The 23,514-nt window shown below is 74.2% G+C and carries 21 protein-coding genes; 9 read left to right on the forward strand and 12 right to left on the reverse strand.

The genetic code is table 11. The annotated features are described in order from the left end of the window. Positions 1-319: 319 nt before the first annotated feature. The 6 genes from KVS67_RS04525 to KVS67_RS04550 all read right to left on the reverse strand — a co-directional run bounded on the left by KVS67_RS04525 (position 320) and on the right by KVS67_RS04550 (position 5,951). On the reverse strand, positions 320-1,159 hold the full coding sequence (locus KVS67_RS04525) for a low molecular weight phosphatase family protein (protein ID WP_217564771.1): 840 nt from the start codon (positions 1,157-1,159) through the stop codon (positions 320-322). After that, positions 1,156-2,223 carry an acyltransferase gene (locus tag KVS67_RS04530; protein WP_217564772.1) on the reverse strand — a complete coding sequence of 356 codons (1,068 nt, stop codon included), beginning with the start codon at positions 2,221-2,223 and terminating at the stop codon, positions 1,156-1,158. Before KVS67_RS04530 ends, KVS67_RS04525 begins: the two co-directional genes overlap by 4 nt. Positions 2,224-2,301: 78 nt before the next feature. Then, on the reverse strand, positions 2,302-2,607 hold the full coding sequence (locus KVS67_RS04535; RefSeq protein ID WP_036317357.1) for a hypothetical protein: 306 nt from the start codon (positions 2,605-2,607) through the stop codon (positions 2,302-2,304). A 58-nt stretch (positions 2,608-2,665) separates the two neighbouring features. Then, the gene (gene deoC / locus KVS67_RS04540) at positions 2,666-3,355 is read right to left on the reverse strand and encodes a deoxyribose-phosphate aldolase (protein WP_170747773.1); all 690 of its coding nucleotides are present in this window, start codon (positions 3,353-3,355) and stop codon (positions 2,666-2,668) included. Positions 3,356-3,375: 20 nt separating this feature from the next. Beyond that, a complete protein-coding gene (locus KVS67_RS04545) occupies positions 3,376-5,106 on the reverse strand; it encodes a phospho-sugar mutase (protein WP_217564773.1) in 1,731 nt (576 codons plus the stop codon). After that, on the reverse strand, positions 5,106-5,951 hold the full coding sequence (locus KVS67_RS04550) for a purine-nucleoside phosphorylase (RefSeq protein WP_044659714.1): 846 nt from the start codon (positions 5,949-5,951) through the stop codon (positions 5,106-5,108). The genes KVS67_RS04545 and KVS67_RS04550 overlap by 1 nt, the downstream gene beginning before the upstream one ends. Before the next feature lie 64 nt (positions 5,952-6,015). Here KVS67_RS04550 and KVS67_RS04555 point away from each other — a divergent pair, with 64 nt between their 5' ends. Next, positions 6,016-7,455: an NAD(P)H-quinone dehydrogenase gene (locus KVS67_RS04555; protein WP_217564774.1), complete on the forward strand. Its 1,440-nt coding sequence runs from the start codon at positions 6,016-6,018 to the stop codon at positions 7,453-7,455. A 123-nt stretch (positions 7,456-7,578) separates the two neighbouring features. Here the strand turns inward: KVS67_RS04555 and KVS67_RS04560 are convergent, their stop codons facing one another. The 6 genes from KVS67_RS04560 to KVS67_RS04585 form a co-directional block, all read right to left on the reverse strand. Continuing rightward, positions 7,579-9,015 (reverse strand): MFS transporter, encoded by a 1,437-nt coding sequence (locus tag KVS67_RS04560; RefSeq protein ID WP_217564775.1) that lies wholly within the window; start codon positions 9,013-9,015, stop codon positions 7,579-7,581. A gap of 171 nt (positions 9,016-9,186) precedes the next feature. Next, complete coding sequence (locus KVS67_RS04565) at positions 9,187-11,043, reverse strand: biotin carboxylase N-terminal domain-containing protein (RefSeq protein ID WP_217564776.1); 1,857 nt, start codon at positions 11,041-11,043, stop codon at positions 9,187-9,189. Between the two features lie 164 nt (positions 11,044-11,207). Next, on the reverse strand, positions 11,208-11,903 hold the full coding sequence (locus tag KVS67_RS04570; RefSeq protein WP_036340598.1) for a nucleoside triphosphate pyrophosphatase: 696 nt from the start codon (positions 11,901-11,903) through the stop codon (positions 11,208-11,210). Next, positions 11,900-13,588 carry a DUF885 domain-containing protein gene (locus tag KVS67_RS04575; RefSeq protein ID WP_217564777.1) on the reverse strand — a complete coding sequence of 563 codons (1,689 nt, stop codon included), beginning with the start codon at positions 13,586-13,588 and terminating at the stop codon, positions 11,900-11,902. Before KVS67_RS04575 ends, KVS67_RS04570 begins: the two co-directional genes overlap by 4 nt. A 35-nt stretch (positions 13,589-13,623) precedes the next feature. Continuing rightward, positions 13,624-13,917, reverse strand: a complete 294-nt coding sequence (locus KVS67_RS04580; RefSeq protein ID WP_235187762.1) for a hypothetical protein — start codon at positions 13,915-13,917, stop codon at positions 13,624-13,626. Next, positions 13,914-15,497, reverse strand: a complete 1,584-nt coding sequence (locus tag KVS67_RS04585) for an acyl-CoA carboxylase subunit beta (protein ID WP_020625510.1) — start codon at positions 15,495-15,497, stop codon at positions 13,914-13,916. The genes KVS67_RS04580 and KVS67_RS04585 overlap by 4 nt, the downstream gene beginning before the upstream one ends. 189 nt (positions 15,498-15,686) lie before the next feature. Between KVS67_RS04585 and KVS67_RS04590 the strand changes: the two genes are divergently transcribed. From KVS67_RS04590 to KVS67_RS04625, 8 genes are read left to right on the forward strand one after another with little or no spacing between them, the layout of a single operon-like run. Continuing rightward, positions 15,687-16,523: a biotin--[acetyl-CoA-carboxylase] ligase gene (locus KVS67_RS04590; RefSeq protein ID WP_206496612.1), complete on the forward strand. Its 837-nt coding sequence runs from the start codon at positions 15,687-15,689 to the stop codon at positions 16,521-16,523. A gap of 30 nt (positions 16,524-16,553) precedes the next feature. Continuing rightward, complete coding sequence (locus KVS67_RS04595; RefSeq protein WP_206496623.1) at positions 16,554-17,081, forward strand: PH domain-containing protein; 528 nt, start codon at positions 16,554-16,556, stop codon at positions 17,079-17,081. Next, complete coding sequence (locus tag KVS67_RS04600) at positions 17,078-18,217, forward strand: adenylate/guanylate cyclase domain-containing protein (protein WP_122054111.1); 1,140 nt, start codon at positions 17,078-17,080, stop codon at positions 18,215-18,217. Before KVS67_RS04595 ends, KVS67_RS04600 begins: the two co-directional genes overlap by 4 nt. Positions 18,218-18,228: 11 nt before the next feature. Beyond that, entirely contained in the window at positions 18,229-18,987 is a 759-nt protein-coding gene (locus KVS67_RS04605; protein WP_020625514.1) for a PP2C family serine/threonine-protein phosphatase, read from the forward strand. A 40-nt stretch (positions 18,988-19,027) separates the two neighbouring features. Further along, the gene (gene ligA, locus KVS67_RS04610; protein ID WP_217564778.1) at positions 19,028-21,421 is read left to right on the forward strand and encodes an NAD-dependent DNA ligase LigA; all 2,394 of its coding nucleotides are present in this window, start codon (positions 19,028-19,030) and stop codon (positions 21,419-21,421) included. After that, the gene (locus KVS67_RS04615; protein ID WP_217564779.1) at positions 21,418-22,335 is read left to right on the forward strand and encodes an inositol monophosphatase family protein; all 918 of its coding nucleotides are present in this window, start codon (positions 21,418-21,420) and stop codon (positions 22,333-22,335) included. The genes ligA and KVS67_RS04615 overlap by 4 nt, the downstream gene beginning before the upstream one ends. Beyond that, positions 22,332-22,814, forward strand: a complete 483-nt coding sequence (locus KVS67_RS04620) for a hypothetical protein (RefSeq protein WP_049146885.1) — start codon at positions 22,332-22,334, stop codon at positions 22,812-22,814. Before KVS67_RS04615 ends, KVS67_RS04620 begins: the two co-directional genes overlap by 4 nt. Beyond that, positions 22,811-23,335 carry a GNAT family N-acetyltransferase gene (locus tag KVS67_RS04625; RefSeq protein WP_036317337.1) on the forward strand — a complete coding sequence of 175 codons (525 nt, stop codon included), beginning with the start codon at positions 22,811-22,813 and terminating at the stop codon, positions 23,333-23,335. Before KVS67_RS04620 ends, KVS67_RS04625 begins: the two co-directional genes overlap by 4 nt. The last annotated feature ends 179 nt before the right edge of the window (positions 23,336-23,514 follow it).

A 23,514-nucleotide genomic window follows, 5' to 3' on the forward strand; every position in this document is an offset into this window, starting at 1 on the left:
CTGCTGACCAGCGCCGCGAGAACCGTAGCGTGAATACCCGCCACTGCAGGGTCATTCACCACGAACCGCGAAGAGCCGTTAAAGGGGGTTCAGGTGGATTCGTGGACTGACGGTATGAGACCCGTACCTCCATGGCGGGCTTGGCGTGCACCGTACTGTGGCGCTGGTTGACGCCGCGGATGGGGGTGGCGTCGTGCTCGTCCTCGCTGTCCTCGGCGCCGACGCATTCTTTGGGCTGCGCCTGTTCAACGCCCGGCTGCACGCCCCCTCGCGTGCGGCAGTGGAGGCGGCCCCGTCCCCGATCTCTGACGCCGGCCGGTCAGGCGCCCGTCGGCTCCTCCTCCACGAGGTCCCCGTCGAGGGCCCGGGCGATCTCCCACGCCAGCAGCTCGACGATCGGCTGCGCGGTCTGCGCCATCGCGGCGTAGCCCTCGGCGGGGCCGCGGAACGGGTCCGGCAGATCCGCGTCCGGTCGCTCCCCGTGGGCGATCAGGCGGGAGCGCAGCTCCGCCAGGGCCGTCACGAGCGCGGTGACGCCAGCGCCCGGAGGGACCGACGCGGCGAGCTCCTCGCCGTGGTCGCGCAGGAGGGTGCCCATGCCGAGGATCGTGAAGGTCCGGCGCACCGCCGCGGGGTCCTCGCGCAGCACCTCGTCCAGGTGGTCGTCCGTCGCGGTCAGGACGAGGTCCTGGTCGGCCAGCGAACGCCCGGTCAGCTGCTGCGGTCGATGCTGCGTCAACGCGGCGCGGACTCGGCGGCTCGGTGCGAGGTCGAGCAGCGGACCCGGGACGGTCAGCGCCTGGTTCGGTTCCGTGCCCGCGCTCGTGACCTCCGCGCGGCCCCGGTCACCGAGCAGGGCGTTGAGCTGCGCCTGCAGCGCGTACTCCACATAGGCGGAGCGGCAGATGTTGCCCGTGCACACGACGAGGACGCGGGCGCTCGGCAGGGGGCTGGGGACACGGTCGGCCGGGTGGGGGAGGAACGCCGGGCCGAGCCGGAACTCGGCGAGGCGATCCTCCCGCGCCGTGGAGGCCGCCGGGGCGCCGGCGTCGCCGCCGTCACCCGCCGGGTGGCCGCCGTCGCGGGTCGGCGCCTCGGGCTCCTCCGGCGTCGACGGCAGGAACGGATTGCGGATCGGGGGGCGATGATCCCGGCTCATGGTTGTGTCCTCTCCGAGGCGGTCGGGACGCGCGGCAGCGCGGACGTGACGGGGTGCGGGGGCTCCACGTGTCGCAGGCGGTGCACCGGGTGCCAGCGGCGGCGCGCCCCCGTGAACGGCTTGGACAGGGGGGTGGCGAGCAGGGCGAGGCCTGCCAGCCAGCTGAGGGCGAGCGCGAGGGCGAACTTGGCGGCGTTGTCCTCCACGCCGTGGCGCGTGACCCACATCAGCACCCAGCCGTGCAGCAGCACCACCACCGTGCCCGTCCGGACCAGGGCGGTGATGGCGCGGCGCAGGGCCTGACCCGTCCCGGTGCGTCGGGCGAAGGAGCGCAGCAGTCCCTCCACCGTGGAACCGAACACGAGCACCATCCCCGCGGACATCAGGACGCCCACGGCGGGGGTGAGCACCGGCGTGCCGAAGCCGCCGAACTTGATGTTGGGCGGCTCCAGGCCCAGCCGGACCGCGACCAGACCGAGCAGCACCAGGCCGACGCCGATGAGCGTCCGATGGCGCCGCACGTGCGGCTGGACGCGGCGGCGGAACGTTTCGCCGCTGAGGACGAACAGCAGGCAGGGCAGGGCCAGCCCGACGCCCAGTGGCGTGCGGGCGATCGCGGAGTCCGGCACGAAGTGGGCCCACGCCAGCCCGGCCAGGCCCACGGCCCAGGCGACGGCGGACGGGAAGCGCTCGAGGAATCGGCGCAGCACCGTGGTGAAGAACAGGACGGAGATGAACCAGAACGCCCACCACGGGGGCTCCTGGTCCGCGCCCCCGTACCAGCCGGTGATCATCAGGCGCCTCAGGAGGTCGGGGTCGTCGCCGAACCACGCGAACGCGGCCACGGACATGAGCGCCGCCCACACCAGGTACGGCACCATCAGGCTCCGGAAGCGGCCCCGCACGTCCGTGGCCCAGGGGCGGCCGCGCGTCCAGAAGTAGCCGGTGAGGAAGAAGAACAGCGGCATCCGCCAGATCTCCAGGTACCGGCTGAAGGTGAGGTCCGTCAGGTACGCGTGACCCAGCACCACCGCCGCGATGGAGACAAGCCGAAGGGCGTCCACCCCCGTGTTGCGGGTGGACGCCCTTCGGCGCGCGGCGGCCGGACGACCTGTGTCAGCGATCCTCGGCTCCGGGACGGCTCAGCGGTGCGCGGCGCCGGTCTCGACGGCGTGGGCGCCGGAGGCGGCGTGCTCGACGACGGGACGGGTGTGGATGGCGGTGGTGTCCACGGTGTCGCTGCGGCCCAGGAACGCCTTGGGGATCATGAAGGCCACAGTGGCCAGGGCCAGCGCGATCAGGCCGGGGATCCAGACCGACTCGAGCGACCAGAAGCCCATGGCGTAGAGGCAGCCGAGGAACGCGCCGAAGGCGACGATGAAGGCGATCAGGGAACCCCAGACGCCGCCCACGTTGGAGTGGTCGATGGCCTTGCCGTTGCGGATCACGTGATGCTCCTTCGGTGCGGTCCCGGCCGGGGCGGACGCCCGGCCGAAGTGATGCGAGTCAGTCGGATCCCAGGATAGCAAGCGCGGAGCTGGCCCCGATCCGGGTGGCGCCGGCCTCGATCATCGCCAGGGCGTCCGCGCGGGTGCGCACCCCGCCGGAGGCCTTCACGCCGATGCGCTCGCCCACGGTGCGGCGCATCAGCGCGACGTGCTCGACGGTGGCGCCCGCGGTGGAGAAGCCCGTGGAGGTCTTCACGAAGTCCGCCCCGGCCTCGACCGCGGCCTCGCAGGCCAGGACGATCGCGTCGTCGTCCAGCAGGGCGGTCTCCACGATCACCTTGAGCAGCGCCCCGCCGTCGCCTGCGGGGCCGTCCGCGTGCGCGGCCTCGGCCACGGCGCGGATGTCAGAGACGAGCCGGGCGCGGTCCCCGGCACGGGCCGCGGCGACGTCGAGGACCATGTCCACCTCGTCCGCGCCGGCGTCGATCGCCTGCCGGGCCTCGAAGGCCTTGACCTCCGAGGCGTTGGCGCCGAGGGGGAAGCCGATCACGGTGCAGGTCAGCACGTCCGAGCCCGCGAGCTCGGCGGCCACCAGCGGCACCCACACGGGGTTGATGCAGACGCTCTTGACCCCGGCCTCGCGGGACTCGGCCACGAGGCGGCGCACGTCCGCCTCCGAGGTGTCGGCCTTCAGGGCGGTCGCGTCGATGTACTTCGCCAGCTCGGCGGTGGTGAGGGAGACGGTCATGTCCGCCAGCCTACCGAGGCTCAGCCGCCCACGAGGGCCGTCACCTCGGCGCGCAGCGCCTCGAGCCGCTCGGCGGCCGCGGCCGGGTCGGCGTCCCGGGTGCCGAGGTAGCACTTGAGCTTCGGCTCGGTGCCGGAGGGGCGCACGAGGACGCGGGTGCCGGAGTCGGTGGCGAACAGCAGTGCGTCCGTCGGCGGCAGCCCGTCCCCGCCGGCGGCCAGGTCCCGGCGCACGGTGACCGGTTCCCCCGCGAGCGTGGCCGGCGCCTGCTGACGCAGGGCCGTCATGGTGCGGGCGATCAGGGACAGGTCCGCCACGCGGACCGAGACCTGGGCGCTGGGCATGGCGCCGGTGACCGCGTCGACGTCGGCCAGGGCGTCCGTCAGGCCGCGTCCCTGCGCCTTGAGGGCGGCGGCCAGCTCCGCGGCCATGAGGGCGGCCGTGATGCCGTCCTTGTCCCGCACCATGTCCGGGTCCACGCAGTAGCCGAGGGCCTCCTCGTAGCCGAAGCCGAGGTCCGGGGCGCGGGAGATCCACTTGAAGCCGGTCAGCGTGACGTGGTGCGTCACCCCCTTCGCCTCGGCCAGGGCGGCCAGCTGCGGGGAGGAGACCACGGAGTTCGCGGCGCTGCGGCCGGCCGCCTGCAGGGCCGGCATCGCGTGCGCGCCCAGCAGCGTCCCGACGGCGTCGCCCGAGAGCATCCGCCACGTGCGGGCACCGTCCGCGTCGGTGACGGGCGCGGCCAGGGCCAGGCGGTCGGCGTCGGGGTCGTTGGCGATCACCAGGTCCGCGTCCACCTCGGCGGCCAGGGCGAGGGCGAGGTCCATCGCCCCCGGCTCCTCCGGGTTGGGGAACGCGACCGTAGGGAAGGCCGGGTCCGGGGCGGCCTGCTCGGCCACCACGTGGACGGGGCCGAAGCCGGCGTCCTCGAGCAGACCCGGGACCACGGCGCCGCCCACCCCGTGCAGGGGCGTGTAGACCACGCGCAGGGCGCGGTGGCCGTGCCGGTCGTCGTCGAGCACGCCGAGGGCCGCCGCACGGTAGGCCTCCAGCAGGTCCGGCCCGGCCACGGTCCAGCCGTCCTCGGCGAGCGGGATGTCCGCGGCCCACGCCGCATGGTCGATGCGGGCGGCGATCTCCGCGTCCGCGGGGGAGACGATCTGCGCCCCGCGACCCGCCTCGTCCGTGAGCCGCCCGCCGAGGTAGACCTTGTAGCCGTTGTCCGCGGGCGGGTTGTGGCTGGCCGTGACCATCACGCCCGCGTCCGCGCTGAGATGGCGCACCGCGAAGGCGAGCACCGGCGTCGGCAGCGGGTCCGGCAGCAGGACGGTCTGCACGCCCGCGGCCGTCAGGACGGCGGCCGTGTCCGCGGCGAAGGCGGCCGAACCGCGCCGCGCGTCGTACCCGACGACGGCCAGCGGCGGGGCCGCGTCCCGTCCGACGCCGTCCCACAGGTGCGCGGCCAGACCCGCCGCGGTGCGGCGCACCACGAGCCGGTTCATGCGGGACTCGCCCGGACCCTCCTCGGCGCGCAGGCCGGCGGTGCCGAAGACGAGCGGCCCGGCGAAGCGGGCGGCGAGCGCCGCCCGGGCGGCCGCGGCCTCCGGGCCGACGCCGGCGGCCGCGTCGAGCTCGGCGCGCAGGGTGTCCCGGTGCGCGGGATCGGGGTCCTCCGCCGCCCACCGCTCAGCCCGGGCGAGGACGTCCTCCGGGAGCGCGGCGACGTCGTCGTGCGGGGGATGCGCGGGCATCAGAGCCGCCCCACGATGTCCGCGAGCAGACGCGCGATGCGCGGGCCGGCGGCCTGGCCGGCCTCGACGACCTCGGCGTGGGACAGCGGCGTCTCCGAGATGCCGGCGCCGAGGTTGGTCACCAGCGAGATGCCGAACACCTCCAGCCCGGCGTGACGGGCCGCGATCGCGTCCAGTGCCGTGGACATGCCGACGAGGTCGCCGCCGAGGGTGCGCGCCATCCGCACCTCGGCGGGGGTCTCGTACTGCGGGCCGGCGAACTGGACGTACACGCCCTCGCGCAGGGACGGGTCCACCTCACGGGCGATCGCACGCAGCCGCGGGGAGTAGAGGTCGGTCAGGTCCACGAACGTGGCGCCGACGAGCGGGGTGGCGCCGGTGAGGTTGATGTGGTCCGCGATCAGGACGGGGGTGCCCGGGGCGATCTCCGGGTCCAGGCCGCCGCAGCCGTTGGTCAGCACCACGGTGCGCGCCCCAGCGGCGGCGGCGGTGCGGACGGTGTGCGCCACGGCCTGGGCGTCGCGGGACTCGTAGAAGTGCGTGCGCGAGCCGAAGACGAGGGCGTGCGTGCCGTCCGGCAGTCGGACCGAGCGGATCACCGCGTTGTGGCCGGGCACCTTCGGGGCGTGGAAGCCGGGCACCTCGGCCAGCGGCACGGCGGCGACCTCGTCGCCGATCAGGCCGGCGGCCTCGCCCCAGCCGGAGCCGAGGACGACGGCGACGCGGTGCTCCGCCACGCCCGTCGCCCGGGCGATGGTGTCGGCGGCCGCGCGGGCCTCGGCGAAGCCCGGATGGTCGCCGGTCAGGGGGGAGTCGGGGGAGGGGATGCTGGTCTGGTCGGTCACGTCGTGGAGTCTAGGCGGTGTCCCGTGGGCGCGGGCTAGGACTTTCCCGTCCGCGGCGGACACAATGGAGCCCGTGACCGAGGAAAACAGCACCTTCATCCCGTCCCTGACCATCATCGGCGGCGGCCCCGGCGGCTACGAGGCCGCCATGGTGGCCGCGAAGCTGGGCGCCCGCGTGACCCTGGTCGAGCGCCAGGGGTTGGGCGGCGCGGCCGTCCTCACGGACGTGGTCCCCTCCAAGACGCTGATCGCCGCCGCCGACTCGATGCGCCGCGTGGGCGCCTCCGTGGACCTGGGCGTCGACCTCGGCGGGGGCGACGTCCACGCGGACATGGGCCAGGTCGGCCGCCGCATCCTGAACCTGGCCCACGAGCAGTCCTCGGACATCCGCGCGGGCCTCGAGCGGGTCGGCGTCCGGGTGATCGACGGCGTGGGCCGCGTCGTCGGCCCCCACGAGGTGTCCGTCCGCGCCCTCGACGACGCCGACGCCGGCGCCGAGCCCGAGATCATCACCTCGGACGCGATCCTCGTGGCCGTCGGCGCGAGCCCCCGCGAGCTGCCCACCGCCGTCCCGGACGGCGAGCGGATCTTCAACTGGAAGCAGGTCTACAACCTCAAGGAGCTTCCCGAGCACCTGATCGTCGTGGGCTCCGGCGTCACCGGCGCCGAGTTCGCCTCGGCCTACAACCGCCTCGGCGCCAAGGTCACTCTCGTCTCCTCGCGTGACCGCGTGCTCCCCGGGGAGGACGCCGACGCCGCCGAGCTGCTCGAGAAGGTCTTCGAGGACAACGGCCTCCGGGTGATCGCCCGCTCCCGCGCCGAGGCCGTCGAGCGGACCGAGACCGGCGTGCGCGTCCACCTCTCCGGCGAGGGCGCCGAGGACACCCCGTCGATCGAGGGCTCCCACGCGCTGGTGGCCGTCGGCGGCGTGCCGAACACGGCGGGCCTCGGCCTCGACGACGTGGGCGTGAAGCTGGCCGACTCCGGCCACGTGATCGTGGACGGCGTCTCCCGCACGTCCGTGCCGAGCATCTACGCGGCGGGCGACTGCACGGGCAAGCTCGCCCTGGCCTCGGTGGCGGCCATGCAGGGGCGCATCGCCGTCGCCCACCTGCTCGGCGACGCCCTCAAGCCACTGCGCCCGCACCTGCTGGCCTCGAACATCTTCACCTCGCCGGAGATCGCCACCGTGGGCGTCACGCAGGCGCAGGTGGACTCCGGCCAGTACCAGGCGGACGTGCTGCGCCTGGACTTCCACACCAACCCCCGCGCCAAGATGTCCGGCGCGGAGGAGGGGTTCGTGAAGATCTTCGCCCGTCAGGGCTCCGGCACCGTGATCGGCGGCGTGGTGGTCTCGCCGCGCGCCTCCGAGCTGATCTACGCGCTCGCGCTCGCGGTCACGCACAAGCTGCACGTGGACGACCTCGCGGACACCTTCACCGTGTACCCGTCCATGTCCGGGTCGATCGCGGAGGCGGCGCGACGCCTGCACGTGCGCATCTGACCCAGAGACGACTTTCGGTCGTGAGATAGGGCCTATCTCACGACCGAAAGCGTCCATTCCCCCGATGTCACGTTCGAAAGTGCGGGCGTGGGGCGCGGGGGGAGCGCCGGGGGCCGGCCGGGGTCAGCGTGCGGCGCGGCGCTCGCGGGCCGAGGTGACGGTGTCGAGGTCCGTGTGGCGGGTCTCGGGGGAGAGGGCCAGCGCGATGACGGTGATCGCCGAGGCGGCGGCCAGGTAGTAGCCGACGTAGGAGACGTCGAACTTCTGCACCAGCCAGGCGGCGATGAACGGGGTCAGCGCGGCGCCGAGGATGGAGGACACGTTGTAGGCGATGCCGGAGCCGGTGTAGCGCGTGTTCGTGGGGAACAGCTCAGGCAGCACTGCGGACATGGGCCCGAAGGTCAGACCCATGAGCGTCATGCCGGTGGCCAGGAACGTCAGCATCAGCGGCACGTTCAGCTCCGCGCCCACACCCATGTTCTCCGGCGCGAGCCACAGGCCGAATGAGAGGCCGAACAGCACCATGAGCACCGAGATCACGATCAGGGTGGGGCGGCGGCCGAAGCGGTCCGCCAGCAGGCCGGAGACCGGCACGAACGCCGCGAAGAACAGGATGCCGACCAGCTGCAGCACGAGGAACTCGGCGTAGGGGACACCCAGGAAGCCGTTGGCCGGCTTGCCGATCGCGTAGGAGAGGATCCACGTGGTCATCAGGTAGAAGAGCACGTAAGTGGCGTACATGACGAAGGTGCCCAGGATCAGCTCCCACCAGTTGCGGCGGAACACCTCGCCCAGCGGCGCCTTGACGCGCTGGTCGCGGTCGAGGGCGCGCTGGAAGACCGGGGTCTCCTCGAGCTTGACGCGGACGTAGAGGCCCACGGCGACCATCACGATCGAGAGCAGGAACGGCAGGCGCCACACCCACGTGAGGAACGGGCCGTCGAGCACCGGGTTCGTGGAGTCGTGGCCGAAGCCGAGCACGAGCGCGAGGAACAGGCCGTTGGCCAGCAGGAAGCCGATCGGCGCGCCGAGCTGCGGCCACATGGCCGCCTGCGCGCGCTTGCCGTCCTTGGCGTACTCGGTGGCCAGCAGGGCGGCGCCGGACCACTCGCCGCCGAGCCCCAGACCCTGGAAGAAGCGCAGCAGCGTCAGCATGGCCGGCGCCCACAGGCCGATCTGGTAGTAGGTGGGCAGCAGGCCGATGAGGAACGTCGCGATGCCCATGGTCAGCAGCGAGCCGATGAGCGTGGTCTTGCGGCCCACGCGATCGCCCAGGTGGCCGAAGACGACGGCGCCCAGCGGCCGGGCGACGAACGCCGCGCCGAAGGTGGCCATGGAGGCCAGCAGGGCCGTGTTGTCGTCGCCGCCCGCGAAGAAGATCAGCGGGAAGACCGAGACGGCGGCCGTGGCATAGATGTAGAAGTCGTAGAACTCGATCGAGGTGCCCACGAGGGAGGCGATGATGACCCGCGAGCGGGGCACCTCCTCCGCGGTGGCGACCGCGTCCGACGTGAGATCGGTGGGGGCGCCCGGGTTCGCGGGCGGGGTGGAGTGGGACATGGTGTCTCCCTGGTATGACGGGCACAGGGGGTCGCGAGCGACCACGATGTGAGACGAAGATGCGTGCCAGGTTAAGCCTCGTCGCGCCGATCTGCGAGAGTCACATCCCCGTCGTCCACCATGTGGAACCAGTCCGTGACGCCGGCGCTCCCCGCCGTCGTCGCCGGCGGCTCACTCCGCGTCGGCGATGGTGGCGATCACCGTGCCGGCCGTGACCGTCTGGCCCGGCTCGACCTCGAGACCGCTGACCACGCCCGCGCGGTGGGCCGTGAGCGGCTGCTCCATCTTCATGGCCTCCACGACCACGATCAGGTCGCCCTCGGCCACGGTCTGGCCGTTCTCGGCGGCGACCTTCACCACGGTGCCCTGCATCGGGGCGGTCAGCGCGTCCGTGCTGACGGCCGCGGACACCGGTGCGCCGCGCTTGCCGCGGGGCCGGCGTCGTCCCGCACCGGCCCGCTGGGCGGCGCCGGAGATCGTGTGCAGGGCCTCGCCCCACGTGGGCAGGGTGACGTCCACGCGCTTGCCGTTGACCTCCACGGTCACGGTGTGGCGTGCCTCGCGGGGGGCCGGCTCGGCCGGGGTGAGGGCGCTCGGCTCGATGTGGTTCGCGAACTCCGTCTCGATCCACCGGGTGTGCACCGAGAACGGCTCCTCCGAGCCGGCGATCTCGGGGGCGAAGGCGGGGTCGCGCACCACGGCGCGGTGGAAGGGCAGCACCGAGGGCATGCCGACGATCTCGGCCTCGCGCAGGGCGCGGGCGGCGCGCTGCAGGGCCTGGCGGCGGTCCGCGCCGGTGACGATCAGCTTGGCGACCATGGAGTCGAAGGCCCCGGACACGGTCTCGCCCTCCACCACGCCGGCGTCCACACGGACGCCGGGGCCGCTGGGCATGCGGAACGTGGTGAGCCGGCCGGGGGCGGGCAGGAAGTTGCGGCCCGGGTCCTCGCCGTTGAGGCGGAACTCGATCGAGTGGCCGCGGGGCTGCGGGTCCGTGTAGCCGAGGGCCTCACCGCGGGCCAGGCGGAACTGCTCGCGCACGAGGTCGATGCCGGTGATCTCCTCGGAGACCGGGTGCTCCACCTGCAGGCGCGTGTTCACCTCGAGGAAGGAGATGGTGCCGTCCTGGCCCACGAGGAACTCGCACGTGCCCGCGCCGACGTAGCCGGCCTCCTGCAGGATCGCCTTGGAGGACTCCACGAGGCGGGCGTTCTGCTCGTCCGTGAGGAACGGCGCCGGGGCCTCCTCCACGAGCTTCTGGTTGCGGCGCTGCAGCGAGCAGTCGCGGGTGGAGATCACGACGACGTCGCCGTGCACGTCCGCCAGGCACTGCGTCTCCACGTGGCGCGGCTTGTCCAGGAAGCGCTCCACGAAGCACTCGCCCCGGCCGAACGCGGCCACGGCCTCACGGACCGCGGACTCGTAGAACTCGGGGATCTCCTCGCGCGTGCGGGCCACCTTGATGCCGCGGCCGCCGCCGCCGTAGGCCGCCTTGATGGCCACCGGCAGGCCGAACTCGTCCGCGAACGCGACGACCTCCTCCGTGCCGGTCACGGGGGAGGTGGTGCCCGGCGCCAGCGGGGCGCCGACCTTGGTGGCCAGCTGGCGGGCCGAGACCTTGTCGCCCAGCCGGTCGATCGCCTCGGCGGGCGGGCCGATCCACACGAGGCCGGCGTCAGCCACGGCGCGCGCGAAGTCCGCGTTCTCGGAGAGGAAGCCGTAGCCGGGGTGTACGGCGTCCGCGCCTGCGCGCTCGGCGGCGTCGAGGATCTTGCCGATCACCAGATAGGAGTCGGCGGCGGTCTCCCCGCCGAGGGCCACGGCCTCGTCCGCGAGCGTCACGTGCAGGGCGTCCCGGTCCGGCTCGGCGTAGACGGCCACGGAGGTCAGCCCCTCGTCCTGGCAGGCCCGGATGATGCGCACGGCGATCTCGCCGCGGTTGGCGATCAGCACCCGGGAGAACCGGCGCTCCGCCGCGGGGTCGACGGGCGGGACGACCGAGGCCTGCGGTGCGTCGGCGATGCTCATGGGCGATGGACTCCTCGGACGATCACGGCTGGGGGTGCGGGCGCCACGTCCGGGGTCGTGCCCCTCACCCGGTGGGGCGAAAGGCGCGGGACGGCGCCGACTCTGACCAGCACCCTACTCGTTGTGGCGGAACCCTCCGAGGCACGCGGCCCTGTCGCGCCGGATCAGCGCTGCGCGTTGGAGGGTTCCCACAACCGGGTGAAGTCCTGGCCCAGGGCCGCCGCGGCCCGCCGCAGCCACGCCACGGACAGCCCGATCACCGCGTTGGGATCCCCGTCCACGCCGTCCACGAGGGCCGCGCCCGCGCCGTCCACCGTGAACGCGCCCGCGCAGTGCAGCGGCTCGCCCGTGGCCACGTAGGCCTGGATCTCGGCCTCGGTGACGGCGCCGAAGCGCACGACGGCGGACACCACGCCCGCCTCCGCGGCCATCCCGGACCCGACCCCGGGCTCCGGCAGCACCAGGCCCAGCCAATGGCCCGAATGCAGCACGCCCTCCCGGCCGGCCTGGGCGCGCCAGCGCTCGACGGCGACCTCGGGCTCGTAGGGCTTGCCGTGGGCGCGGCCCTCGAACTCGAACACGGAGTCGCAGCCGAGCACGAGCGTGGGGGCCTCGACGCCGGCGCCCGCCACACGGGCGGCCACATCGCGGCCCTTGGCCTCCGCCAGCAGGCCCGCCAGCTCCGCCGGCGACGGGTCGCCCGCCGCCGCGCCCACGGCCGCCTCGTCCACTCCCGAGACGACGACGCGGAACGGCACCCGCGCCCGGGTCAGGACCTCCGCCCGGCCGGGGGAGGCCGAGCCGAGCACCAGCCGCAGGCTCATGCCGGGGCCGGCCGCGCCGTCGTCGTGCGGGATCACGCGAGCGCCTCCCGCAGGGTGTCCAGGCCCATGCCGCCCAGGCGCAGGGCCCGGGTGTGGAAGGCCTTGAGGTCGAAGTCGGCGCCCTCGGCCTGCTCGTGCTCGGCGCGGATCTGCTCCCAGATGCGCTGGCCCACCTTGTACGCCGGCGCCTGCCCCGGCCAGCCGAGGTAGCGCGTGAACTCGAAGCGGCGCTGGCCCTCGGAGATCATCAGGTGCTTGGCCAGGAACGCGTAGCCCTTCTCCGGGGTCCACGCGCCGCCGCCCTCGGACTCGGGGGCGTCGAAGCCGCAGTGGTAGCCGATGTCGAACACGACGCGGGCCGCGCGCATGCGCTGCATGTCCAGCATGCCGAGGTGGTCGCCCGGGTCGTCGAGGAAGCCGAGCTCCTCCATGAGCTTCTCCGCATACAGCGCCCAGCCCTCGCCGTGGCCGGACGTCCAGCAGAAGCTGCGGCGCCACAGGTTGAGGTTCGCCCGGTTCATCATGGCGGTGGCGATCTGCAGGTGATGGCCCGGCACGCCCTCGTGGTAGACCGTGGTGGTCTCCGCCCACGTGGTGAACTCGTCCTCGCCCGGGGGCACGGACCACCACATGCGGCCGGGCCGGGAGAAGTCGTCCGAGGGGCCGGTGTAGTAGATGCCGCCCTCCTGGGTGGGGGCGATCATGCACTCGAGCCGGTCCATCGGGGCCGGGATCTCGAAGTGCTCCTTCATGGCCTCGACCGCGTCGTCGGAGAGCCGCTGCATCCATGTGCGCAGGGCCTCGGTGCCCTTCAGGGTGCGCTCCGGGTCCGCGTCCAGGATCGCGCGCGCCTCCTCGATCGTGGCGCCCGGCCGGATGCGCTCGGCGTCCGCCTGCTGCGCGGCGATGATGCGGGCCAGCTCCTCCTGGCCCCAGCGGTAGGTCTCCTCGAGGTCGATCTCGGCGCCGAGGAAGACGCGGGAGGCCAGCCGGTAGTACTCGATCCCGACGCCGTCCGCCTCCGGGGCGTGCGGGCGCAGCTCGGCCTCGAGCGTGTCCGCGAAGTCGCGGTAGGCCTGCGCGGCGGTGTCCGCGCCGGAGCGGATGCGGGCGGCCAGGGCGCCGTCCACGACGTCGGCTGCCTCGGCCCGCTCGACCAGGCCCGGGAAGAACCCGCCCGCGGCGCCGTGGGCGCGGGCCTGCTCCACCACGATGTCCACCTGGCGCACCGCGGCCACGTGGCCGGCGTCGCGGGAGGCGAGCAGGGACTCCGTGTAGCCGCGCAGGGCGGCCGGCAGGTTCTCGAGGCGGCCGGCGATGTGGCCCCACTGCTCCGCGGTGTCCGTGGGCATGAGGTCGAAGACCGCGCGGATGCCCTGGGCAGGGGAGGCGATGTTGTTCAGCTCGGTGCGGCCGGTCGCGTGGATCTCCCGCTCGAGGCCGATGCGCTCCTGCATGGCCGCCTTCGTGACGCGGTCCGTCTCGTCCTGCGGCTCGAGCGCGGCCAAGTCCTCGAGCAGGCGGGCGTTGAGCTCGTCGTCGGCGCGGGCGCCGGCGGGGGAGAAGTCCGTGTACTCGGTCTCTCGGCCCGGGAAGCCGAGCTCGGTGGCGGTGTCCGGATGCAGGGCGAGGAGGTCGGCCACGTAGCGCTCGGCGAGCGCGTCGATGGCGGACGGGGTGCGGGCGCCGTCGGCGGCGGCCTCGGAGGTGTGCTGGGTCATACCGGCACTCTAGGCGCTGGCGCCCGCGTCCCGGCTCACTGCGGGCCCGCGCCCTGACGCCACTGGCCGCGGCCGGGCCGGGCCCACAGGCCCAGGTCGCCGCGACGGCGGAGCGTGCGGTCCAGGGGGCGGGGGTCGGCGGCCTCGGCGGCGAGCCGGGCGGCTTCGGCCCGGGCCGCGGCGGCCGCCTCGAGGACGGCGGCCAGTGCGGCCATCTCCTCCGGCTCCAACTCCGGGCCGCTGAGCTGCAGCGGGTCGGCCGACGGCGGCGTGGCCTGCGTCGACTCGTCGTTCTCGTCCGGGGCGCCCGGGCCCAGCAGGGCGCTCACAGCGGCATGTTCCCGTGCTTCTTGGCGGGGCGGGCCTCGCGCTTGTGCAGGGTGGCGCGCAGGGCGCGGATGAGCTGGCCGCGGGTGGCGTGCGGGGGCACCACGGCGTCCACGTAGCCCAGCTCGGCGGCCTGGTATGGGTTGAGCAGCTCGGCCTCGTAGTCGGCCACGATCTCGGCCCGGCGCGCGTCGACGTCGCCGCCCGCCTCCGCCGTCGCCTTCAGGTCGCGCCGGTACAGGATGTTCACGGCGCCCTGGGCGCCCATCACGCCGATCTGCGCGCTCGGCCAGGCCAGGTTCAGGTCGGCGCCGAGCTTCTTGGAGCCCATCACGATGTATGCGCCGCCGAAGGCCTTGCGCGTGATCACGGTCAGCTTCGGCACGGTGGCCTCGGCGTAGGCGTAGATCAGCTTGGCGCCGCGGCGGATGATGCCGTTGAACTCCTGGTCCGTGCCGGGCAGGAACCCGGGCACGTCCACGAGGGTGATGATCGGGATGTTGAACGCGTCGCAGAAGCGCACGAACCGCGCGGCCTTCTCCGAGGCGGCGATGTCCAGGGTGCCGGCGAACTGCAGCGGCTGGTTCGCGACGACGCCCACGCTCATGCCGTCCAGGCGGGCCAGTCCGGTGATCACGTTGGGCGCGTACAGCTCCTGCAGCTGCAGCAGGTGGCCCTCGTCCACGATCGAGGCGATGACCTCGAGCATGTCGTAGGGCTGGTTGGCGGAGTCCGGGATGATCTCGTCCAGGGCGAGGTCCTCGTCCGTGGGCTCCGGGTCCGCGGCCTCGAAGGTCGGGGCCTCTGCGAGGTTGTTGGAGGGCAGCAGCTCGAGCAGCTCCTGCACGTAGGCGATCGCGTCCTCCTCCGAGGAGGCCATGTAGTGGGCGGTGCCGGAGGTGGCGTTGTGCGAGCGGGCGCCGCCGAGGGTCTCCATGTCCACGTCCTCGCCCGTGACGGTCTTGATCACGTCCGGGCCGGTGATGAACATGTGCGAGGTCCGGTCCACCATCACCACGACGTCCGTCAGCGCCGGAGAATAGGCCGCGCCGCCGGCGGAGGGGCCCATGATCAGCGAGATCTGCGGGATCATGCCCGAGGCCAGGACGTTGTTCCGGAAGATGTCCGCGAACTGGGCGAGGGAGGCCACGCCCTCCTGGATGCGCGCGCCGCCGCCGTCGAGGATGCCGATCACGGGGCAGCCGTTGCGCGCGGCGAACTCCTGGACCTTCACGATCTTCTGGCCGTTGCGCTCGGACAGCGAGCCGCCGAACACGGTGAAGTCCTGGGAGTAGACGGCCACCTGGCGCCCGTCCACGGTGCCGAAGCCGGACACCAGGCCGTCGCCGGCCGGGTGCTTGGCGTCCATGCCGAACGCGGTGGTGCGGTGCACGGCCAGCGCGTCCAGCTCCACGAAGGAGCCCTCGTCCAGGAGGAGATCGATCCGCTCGCGCGCGGTGTGCTTGCCGCGCGCGTGCTGGCGCTCGACGGCGTCCGGGCCGCCGGGCGCGGCCGTCGCCTCGAGCCGCCGATGCAGGTCGGCCAGCCGGCCGGCCGTGGTGGTCAGATCGGGATCGGTCACACGTCCTCCTTGTGGTGGTCCGCCAGATGCGGAGGCTCAGTCGGCCAGTCTACGGGCCGCCGCGGACGCCCTCGGTTGGAGGAAGCCCACAAACGACGAGGACGTCGGCCCGGGCCGCCCCTCCGCGCGCCCCGGGAGCGGATCGGCCCGCCCGGCCCGCCCCCGGGAACGCCGTGTATATCTAGGGGCATGCACCCCGACGACGCCCCCACACCGGATCTGACCTGGCTGGACTCCGCCGGCTCCACGCAGGATGAGCTCCTCGCACGGCTGGACCGCGAGGGGCACCGGCACGGTGCGGCCGTGGCCACCGCGGACCAGCGGGCCGGCCGGGGACGGCACTCCCGGGTGTGGAGCGCCGCGCCGGGTGCGGCGCTCGCCCTGTCCGTGTACCTGCGTCCCGAGTCCGGCGGGGTGCCGGTCTCCCCGGCCCATCTGAGCTGGCTCTCGCTCGTCGCCTCCGCCACGGTCGCCGAGCGCCTCGCGGCCCGGGGCGTCCCGACGCACGTGAAGTGGCCGAACGACGTGCTCGCCACGGACGGGCGCAAGCTGTGCGGCGTGCTGGCCACGGTGGCGCTGTCCTCGGACGGCAAGGGGCCCGGCGTCGCCGTCGGGATGGGCGTGAACCTGGACCACCGCGGGGCCGCCCCGGTGGACACCGCCTCGGACCTGGCGGAGTGGATCGGCGCGGACGCCGTGCCCGCGCCCCGGGACCTCGCGGTCGAGCTGCGTGACGCCGTCGTGGCGGCCGTGGACCGCTTCGCGGCGGGCGTGGCGGGGCAGACGGCGGCCGTGGACGGGCGTCACCCGGCCGTGGCGGCCGTGGCGGACCGGCTCTCCACGCTGGGCCGCGCGGTGCGCGCCGAGCTGCCCGGCGGCGGCGTGCTGGAGGGCACGGCCGTGGGCCTCGGCCCCGGCGGCACCCTGCGCGTGAAGCACGTCACACCGGACCGTGGCACAATCGAGACCGAGGTCAGTGCGGGGGACGTGGCCCACCTGCGCGGAGACGTCCATCGCGGCGCATGACACACCCGTCCCGGTCAGGAGGTGACCGCCGTGCGACTCGAGCCCGGTGAGCAGGTGATGGTGCGCACCCGCACCCACCCGCGCGCGCTGCTGCGCCCGGCCGCGGTCCTCGTGGCCGTCGCGTTCCTGCTCGGCCTGGCCGTCGGCGTGCTCGCACGCCCCGACCTGCCCGGGATCGTCGCCGCGAACCGCGCCGTGCTCGAGGCGGCCGCGTGGGTGGTCGCGGCGCTCGTCCTGCTCCCCGGCACCATCCGCCCGCTGTGGCGCTGGGTCTTCCGGCGCACCGTGCTCACCGACCGCCGCATCCTCCAGGGCGCCGGCGTCGGCGACTCCGGGGCCGCCATGCCGCTCGTGTCCATCGCCGACGTGCAGCGGCGCCGCCGCGGCTCGGGTGCCGGAGACCTGCACATCCTCTTCCAGGAGCCCGCCCGCCAGGTCCACTGGCGGCTGCGCGACGTCCCCGAGGCCGCGCGCTTCGAGGAGGCCCTGGCCCACCTCACCCGCCAGGCCCGCACCGCAACCTGGCCCGCCCCCGTCCCGACAGGAGGCCTCCGATGAGCCGTCCGGAGACACCGGACACCGCACCGCTGCCGATCGTCCCGCCGGCTGAGGACGAGACCGCCCGCGACGTCGAGGAGCGCTCCGCCCAGCCCGCCGGCTGGACGAGCGCGATGCGCACGCTCGACGCCGGCCTGGTGGTGGGCCCGCGCGCCTACACCTCACGGGAGGTGGCGCAGCGCCTCGGCGTCTCGATGGCCTCCGCCCGGAAGATCTGGCGTGCGCTGGGCTATCCGACGTCGCCGGAGGGGCACAAGGCCTTCACCGAGGCGGACATCGAGGCGTTCGAGTCCGTGCTCACGCTCGTGCGCTCGGGGACGCTGAACGAGGACACGGCCATCTCGCTGGCGCGCTCGATCGGGCAGATGACGGACCGCATGGTGGTGTGGCAGATCGAGGCGCTCGTGGAGGACAAGATCGCCTCCGAGGACCTGACGGACCCGGAGGCGCGGCGGGCCGTCGTCGACATGCTCCCGGACATGGTCGGACCGCTCGAGAAGGCCATGCGGATCGTCTACCGGCGCCAGCTCAACCGCGCCGTCCAGCGCCTGACCGTGCGCGTGGAGGCCGGGCTGGCGGCCAGCGCCCAGGGCCGCGACGGCTCCGAGTCGGATGCGCCGCTGCCGCTGGCCCGCGCCGTCGGCTTCGCGGACATGGTCTCCTACACGACGCTCTCCCGGACCATGGACGACCGGACGCTGGCCCGCATGGTGCTGCGCTTCGAGTCCCTCGCCGCGGAGACCATCTCGGCCGGCGGCGGCTGGCTCGTGAAGACCATCGGCGACGAGGTCATGTTCAACGCCGAGACCCCCGAGGCCGGCGCCGCGATCGCGCTCTCCCTGGCCGAGACCATCGCCGCGGACGAGGAGCTGCCCTCGGCGCGCGTCGCCCTGACATGGGGACGGGTGCTCTCCCGCATGGGGGACATCTACGGGCCCACCGTGAACCTCGCCGCGCGGCTGACGTCCCTGGCCGATCCGGGTACCGTGCTCGTGGACGCCATGACCGCTGCGGCCCTGTCCCGGGACGAGCGCTTCGTGCTCGTCCCGCAGCCGCCCAGGATCGTCCGCGGGTTCGGAGAGGTCCGCCCCTCCCTGCTCTTGGACGGGTCGGCCCAGACCCTGCTCGCCGACTGATCGAGGACCCCGTGGACCCCCGCCCCGAGACCCCGTCCGCGCCGCGGCCCCAGGCCGCGGGCGCCACCCACGTGGGCGCCGTCCGCGACCTGAACGAGGACGCGTGGACCCTCGTCGGGGAGCCGCTGGTGCTCGCCGCCGTGGCCGACGGCATGGGCGGGCACGAGGCCGGCGAGGTGGCCTCGGCCGCCGCGATCGAGACCCTGCGCCGCCGCGCCCCCGAGGTGCTCGCCCCGGGCACGGCCCACACGCCCCAGGAGCTCGGCCACCTGATCCACGAGGCGGACGCCGCCGTCGTCGAGGCCGGGCTGGGGCGCTCCGGCACCACCCTGACCGTCCTGGCCTGCCTGGACACGGAGCGCGGCCGCTGGGCCGTGGCGAACGTCGGCGACTCCCGGGTGTACCTGCGGCCCGTCGGCTCGCCGGTGCTCCAGCAGCTCACGGTGGACCACTCGGCGGTCCAGATGCTCGTCGACGCGGGGGAGCTCACCCCCGCCGAAGCCCGCGTCCACCCGCGCCGCAACGTCATCACCCGCGCGCTCGGCTCGCGCGAGGCGCTCACGGTGGACGTGGCCGAGGTCCCCCTCGCCTCCGGGGACCTCGTCCTGCTGTGCAGCGACGGCCTGACCGGCGAGCTGCTGGACGAGGAGATCCGCGCGCTGATCGACGACGCCGACACCCTCGAGGACGCCCTCGAGAAGCTCATCGGCGCCGCCCTGTGGCGCGGCGGCCGGGACAACATCACGGCGGTGCTCGTGCGCATCCCCTGACCCGGGTGCGCCGTCCGGGACGCCGACTACGCTGGGCCGGGTGAGCACCCCCAAGGAATCCGCCGCCCAGCCCGATCCGCAGGACATCCCCGCCGCGGACCTGCGGGAGGAGTACGAGGACCTCGTGGAGCGGGTCCGCGCCGCCCGGACCGCCTACTACCAGCGGGACGCCCCGGAGATCTCGGACGCCGAGTACGACGCGCTGTACCGCCGCCTCGAGGACCTCGAGGCCCTGCACCCCGAGCTCGTGGCCAACGACTCGCCCACCCAGGAGGTCGGCGGCGAGGTCTCGGAGGCGTTCGCCCCCGTCCGGCACGGGGCCCGCATGTACTCGCTCGAGGACCTGTTCTCCATCGAGGAGCTCGAGGTCTGGTTCCGCCGCGCGGCGCAGGCCCTGACGCAGGTGCGACCGGGCGTGGCGCCCCGCTGGCTCGTGGAGGTGAAGATCGACGGGCTCGCCGTCGCCCTGCGCTACCGGGACGGGCGGCTCGTGCAGGCCGCCACCCGCGGCGACGGCGTCACGGGCGAGGACGTCACCGCCAACGTGCGCACCATCGGGGACATCCCGCACGAGCTCTCCGGCGAGGGCTGGCCCGCCGAGTTCGAGGTGCGCGGCGAGGTGTTCATGTCCTCCGCCGCCTTCGCCGAGCTCAACGCGCGTCGTGCCGAGGAGGGTCAGACGCCGTTCGCGAACCCGCGCAACGCCGCCGCCGGCGCCCTGCGTCAGAAGGACCCGGCCGTCACCGCGCAGCGCCCGCTGGCCATGTTCGTGCACGGCATCGGCTCGGTCGAGGCGTTCGGACTGGAGTCCCAGCACGAGGTGTACGACGCGCTCGCGGGCTGGGGCCTGCCCGTGAGCCCCTACACCCGCGTGGTGGAGGGTGCGGACGAGGAGGCGTTGGCCGCCGTCGTCGCCGTGATCGAGGAGTACGGCCGGCGCCGGCACGAGCTGATCCACGAGATCGACGGCATCGTGCTGAAGGCGGACGCGTTCGCGGACCAGCGCTACCTCGGCCACACCTCCCGTGTGCCCCGCTGGGCCGCGGCGTACAAGTACCCGCCGGAGGAGGTGCACACGCTGCTGCGGGACATCGCGGTCTCGGTGGGCCGCACCGGGCGGGTGACCCCGTTCGCGGTGATGGAGCCGGTCACCGTGGCCGGGTCCACCGTCTCCCTGGCCACCCTGCACAACCAGGACGTGGTCAAGGCCAAGGGCGTGCTGATCGGGGACACCGTGGTGGTGCGCAAGGCCGGGGACGTCATCCCCGAGGTCGTGGGCCCCGTGCTGCCGCTGCGTGAGAAGGCGATCGAGGCGGGCCGGGAGCTGCGCGAGTTCGTCATGCCCGCGCACTGCCCGTCATGCGGCACGCCGCTGGCCCCCGCCAAGGAGGGGGACGTGGACCTGCGCTGCCCCAACGCCCGCTCCTGCCCGGCCCAGTTGGCCGGCCGCGTCGAGCACCTGGCCAGCCGCGGCGCGTTCGACGTGGAGGCCCTCGGCGAGGAGGCCGCCCGCTGGCTCGTGCAGGGCCCCGGCGAGGACCCGGCCGAGCACGAGGGGCACGTGCGGCCCGAGGGCCCGGGCCCCATCACGGCGGAGGCGCAGATCTTCGACCTCGCCTCCGGCACGCCGGAGGAGATCACGGGCCCCCGGGGCGAGGACGGGTTGACGGACCTGCAGCGCTCCCTCGGCGCGGTGCGCGTGTGGCGCGAGGGCCGCACGAAGGTGGACGGCCGCCTGGTGCCCTCGGGCGTGTTCACGCTCAAGCCGTACTTCTTCACCGCCGGCACCGCGAAGAAGCCGTCCGCGCCCACGGCCAACACGCTGCGCCTGTTCGACGAGCTCGAGAAGGCCAAGTCCCAGCCGCTGTGGCGCACCCTCGTGGCGCTGTCCATCCGGCACGTGGGCCCGACGGCGGCCCGCTCGCTGGCCACGGCGTTCGGCTCGATGGCGGCGCTGCGCGCGGCGGCCGAGGCCGGCGACCGGGACCGGCTGGCCGAGATCGACGGCGTCGGTCCGATCATCGCGGACGCGCTCATCGAGTGGTTCGCCGAGGACTGGCACCGGGAGATCGTGGACCGCTGGGCTGCGGCGGGTGTGGCCATGGAGGACGAGCAGGACGAGTCCACCCCGCGCACGCTCGAGGGCCTGACCGTGGTGGTCACCGGCTCGCTCGAGGGCTTCTCCCGCGACTCCGCGAAGGAGGCGATCCTCGTGCGCGGCGGCAGGGCCTCCGGGTCCGTGTCCAAGAAGACCGACTTCCTGGTGGCCGGCGAGGCCGCCGGCTCCAAGCTGGACAAGGCGCAGTCCCTCGGCGTGCCCGTGCTGGACGAGGCCGGGTTCACGGCGCTGCTGGCCGGTGGCCCGGACGCCGTGCGCCCGGCGGGCACGGACGACGCCACCGACGACGCCGCAGAGGGGGAGGCCTCGGCATGAGCGCGCGCACCACGGTCCCGGGCCTGCTCGTGGTCGCCAAGGCCGCCGCGCGCGCCGGCGCGGACGTCCTGGCCCGGCGCTGGACCGGTCACCACCCGGCCGTCCCGCTGGGCATCGAGGAGATCGGCGCGCAGACGAAGTCCTCCGGCTCCGACTGGGTCACCGACTACGACCGCCGCGCCGAGCAGGCCGTCCGGGAGGTCGTCGCCGGCTACCGCCCCTCGGACGAGATCACCGGCGAGGAGTACGGCGCCACCCGTCCGGCCGAGCCGTCCGGGTACCGCTGGTCCATCGACCCGCTGGATGGCACCACGAACTTCGTGCGCGGGCTTCCGCAGTTCTGCACCTCGGTGGCCGTCACCGGCCCGGTGGACGCCGAGACCGCCGACCTGCTGGGGGTGGCCGAGGGCACCGAACGCTGGCTGGCCGGCGTCGTGGCGGCGCCCGCGCTGGGGCGCACCTGGTACGCGAGCGCGGGCCGGGGCGCCTTCAGCACCGCGGACGCGACGACGGCGGGCGTGGACCTGCCCGACCGCGATGCCGCCCCCGTGCGGCTCACCGGCCCCGTGGCGGGGCGCTCCGGGCGGCTGCTCGCCACCGGCTTCGGCTACGACCCCGCTCGCCGGGCCCTGCAGGTGCGGGCGCTCGCGGCCCTGCTGCCCGCGTTCGGGGACGTGCGGCGGATCGGCTCGGCGGCGCTGGACCTGTGCATGGTCGCGGACGGCACCCTGGACGCCTACGCCGAGTTCGGCACGCAGGAGTACGACTGGGCCGCCGGCGCGCTGGTGGCGGAGGAGGCCGGCGTCGCGGTGACGCGGCCCGCCTCGGCGGACGGCACGGCACATCCCCACTGGATGGTGGCCGGCGACGTGGACGCGGCCGCCCTGGCCGCCGTGACGGGGGCGAGGGCATGAGGCGGATCGTCGGAGACCCGTGGTTCTACCCGGTCCTGTTCGTGGCCGGCGGCCTGACGTTCATGATCGCGGGGACGCGCCTGCAGCAGGTCGGCATGATCGTGGCCGGGCTCGTCCTGGCCGGCTACGCGGTCACGTACCGGTGGGCTGTCCTGGTCCGCTCGCGGCCGTTCGCCGGCGCGCAGGCGCACGTCGAGGGCGGCGGCGTCGTCGTGTTCTGGCGGCCGGGCTGCCCGTTCACGAAGCGGTTGGTCAAGGAACTGACGGCGCAGGAGCGGGATCGCGCCTACTGGGTGAACATCTGGCAGGAGCCGGCGGCCGCGACGTTCCTCGAAGGGCTGCACGAGTCGCGCGACGGCCACCCCCACCAGGCCGTGCCCACCGCCTGGCTGCGCCGGCGCGACTACGTCGTGGCCACGGACGCGACCCGCGCCCGCCTGAAGGACACGCTGCGCCAGCACGCCGGAGGCGACGCATGAGCGCCCTCGTCCGCCCGCTGCGCCCCGAGGACCACGAGGCGGTCGCCGAGCTCACCCTGGCGTCCTATGTCGACGGCGGCCACATCGCCCCCGACGACGCCTACGTGAAGACCCTCATGGACGTGGCCGACCGGGCCGGCCGCGCGGAGGTGCTCGTGGCCGAGGTCGACGGCGAGGTGGCCGGGTCCGTGGTGCTCACCCCGCCCGGCTCGCCCCTGGCCGAGACCTCCGGCGACGGGGAGTACGAGTTCCGCATGCTCGCCGTGCACCCGCGGTTCCACCGCCGCGGGGTGGGCGGCGCCCTGCTGGCCGAGATCGTGGCGCGGGCCCGCGCCGAGGAGGGCGTGGACGCCGTCGTGCTGACCACCATGCCCTCCATGACCGGCGCCCACCGGATGTACGAGCGCGCCGGCTTCGTGCGCGTCCCGGAGCGGGACTGGTTCCTCGCGGACGTGGTGCCGGACCTCGACCCGGCCGACGAGACCGGCCCGTTCCTCGTCTACCGGCTCGCGCTGGACTGACCCCGGGCGGGACATCGGCACCGGGACCCCATTCGGGGCGGGAAATCCCTGTCATGCGGGCCCGGAGCGCCGCGGTGGGGTGGATTTCCCGCCTCGAAGCGGTGGCGGCGGCCGTCCAGGCCCCGGCACTAGACTCGACCCCGATGTGGCCGCCGCCGCGCCGGCGTCGTCCACCCCGC

Origin of the sequence: Micrococcus sp. GbtcB5 (assembly GCF_019091605.1) — a bacterium.
GTDB classification, from domain to species: domain Bacteria; phylum Actinomycetota; class Actinomycetes; order Actinomycetales; family Micrococcaceae; genus Micrococcus; species Micrococcus luteus.

Excerpts from the sequence above, each read along its gene's own strand:
- KVS67_RS04600 (WP_122054111.1), top strand. The coding sequence starts at position 17,078 with ATGAGCCGTCCGGAGACACCGGACACCGCACCGCTGCCGATCGTCCCG.
- deoC (WP_170747773.1), bottom strand. The coding sequence starts at position 3,355 with ATGACCGTCTCCCTCACCACCGCCGAGCTGGCGAAGTACATCGACGCG.
- KVS67_RS04545 (WP_217564773.1), bottom strand. The coding sequence starts at position 5,106 with ATGCCCGCGCATCCCCCGCACGACGACGTCGCCGCGCTCCCGGAGGAC.
- KVS67_RS04525 (WP_217564771.1), bottom strand. The coding sequence starts at position 1,159 with ATGAGCCGGGATCATCGCCCCCCGATCCGCAATCCGTTCCTGCCGTCG.
- KVS67_RS04565 (WP_217564776.1), bottom strand. The coding sequence starts at position 11,043 with ATGAGCATCGCCGACGCACCGCAGGCCTCGGTCGTCCCGCCCGTCGAC.
- KVS67_RS04620 (WP_049146885.1), top strand. The coding sequence starts at position 22,332 with ATGAGGCGGATCGTCGGAGACCCGTGGTTCTACCCGGTCCTGTTCGTG.
- KVS67_RS04615 (WP_217564779.1), top strand. The coding sequence starts at position 21,418 with ATGAGCGCGCGCACCACGGTCCCGGGCCTGCTCGTGGTCGCCAAGGCC.
- KVS67_RS04575 (WP_217564777.1), bottom strand. The coding sequence starts at position 13,588 with ATGACCCAGCACACCTCCGAGGCCGCCGCCGACGGCGCCCGCACCCCG.
- KVS67_RS04555 (WP_217564774.1), top strand. The coding sequence starts at position 6,016 with ATGGAGCCCGTGACCGAGGAAAACAGCACCTTCATCCCGTCCCTGACC.
- KVS67_RS04560 (WP_217564775.1), bottom strand. The coding sequence starts at position 9,015 with ATGTCCCACTCCACCCCGCCCGCGAACCCGGGCGCCCCCACCGATCTC.
- KVS67_RS04625 (WP_036317337.1), top strand. The coding sequence starts at position 22,811 with ATGAGCGCCCTCGTCCGCCCGCTGCGCCCCGAGGACCACGAGGCGGTC.
- KVS67_RS04590 (WP_206496612.1), top strand. The coding sequence starts at position 15,687 with ATGCACCCCGACGACGCCCCCACACCGGATCTGACCTGGCTGGACTCC.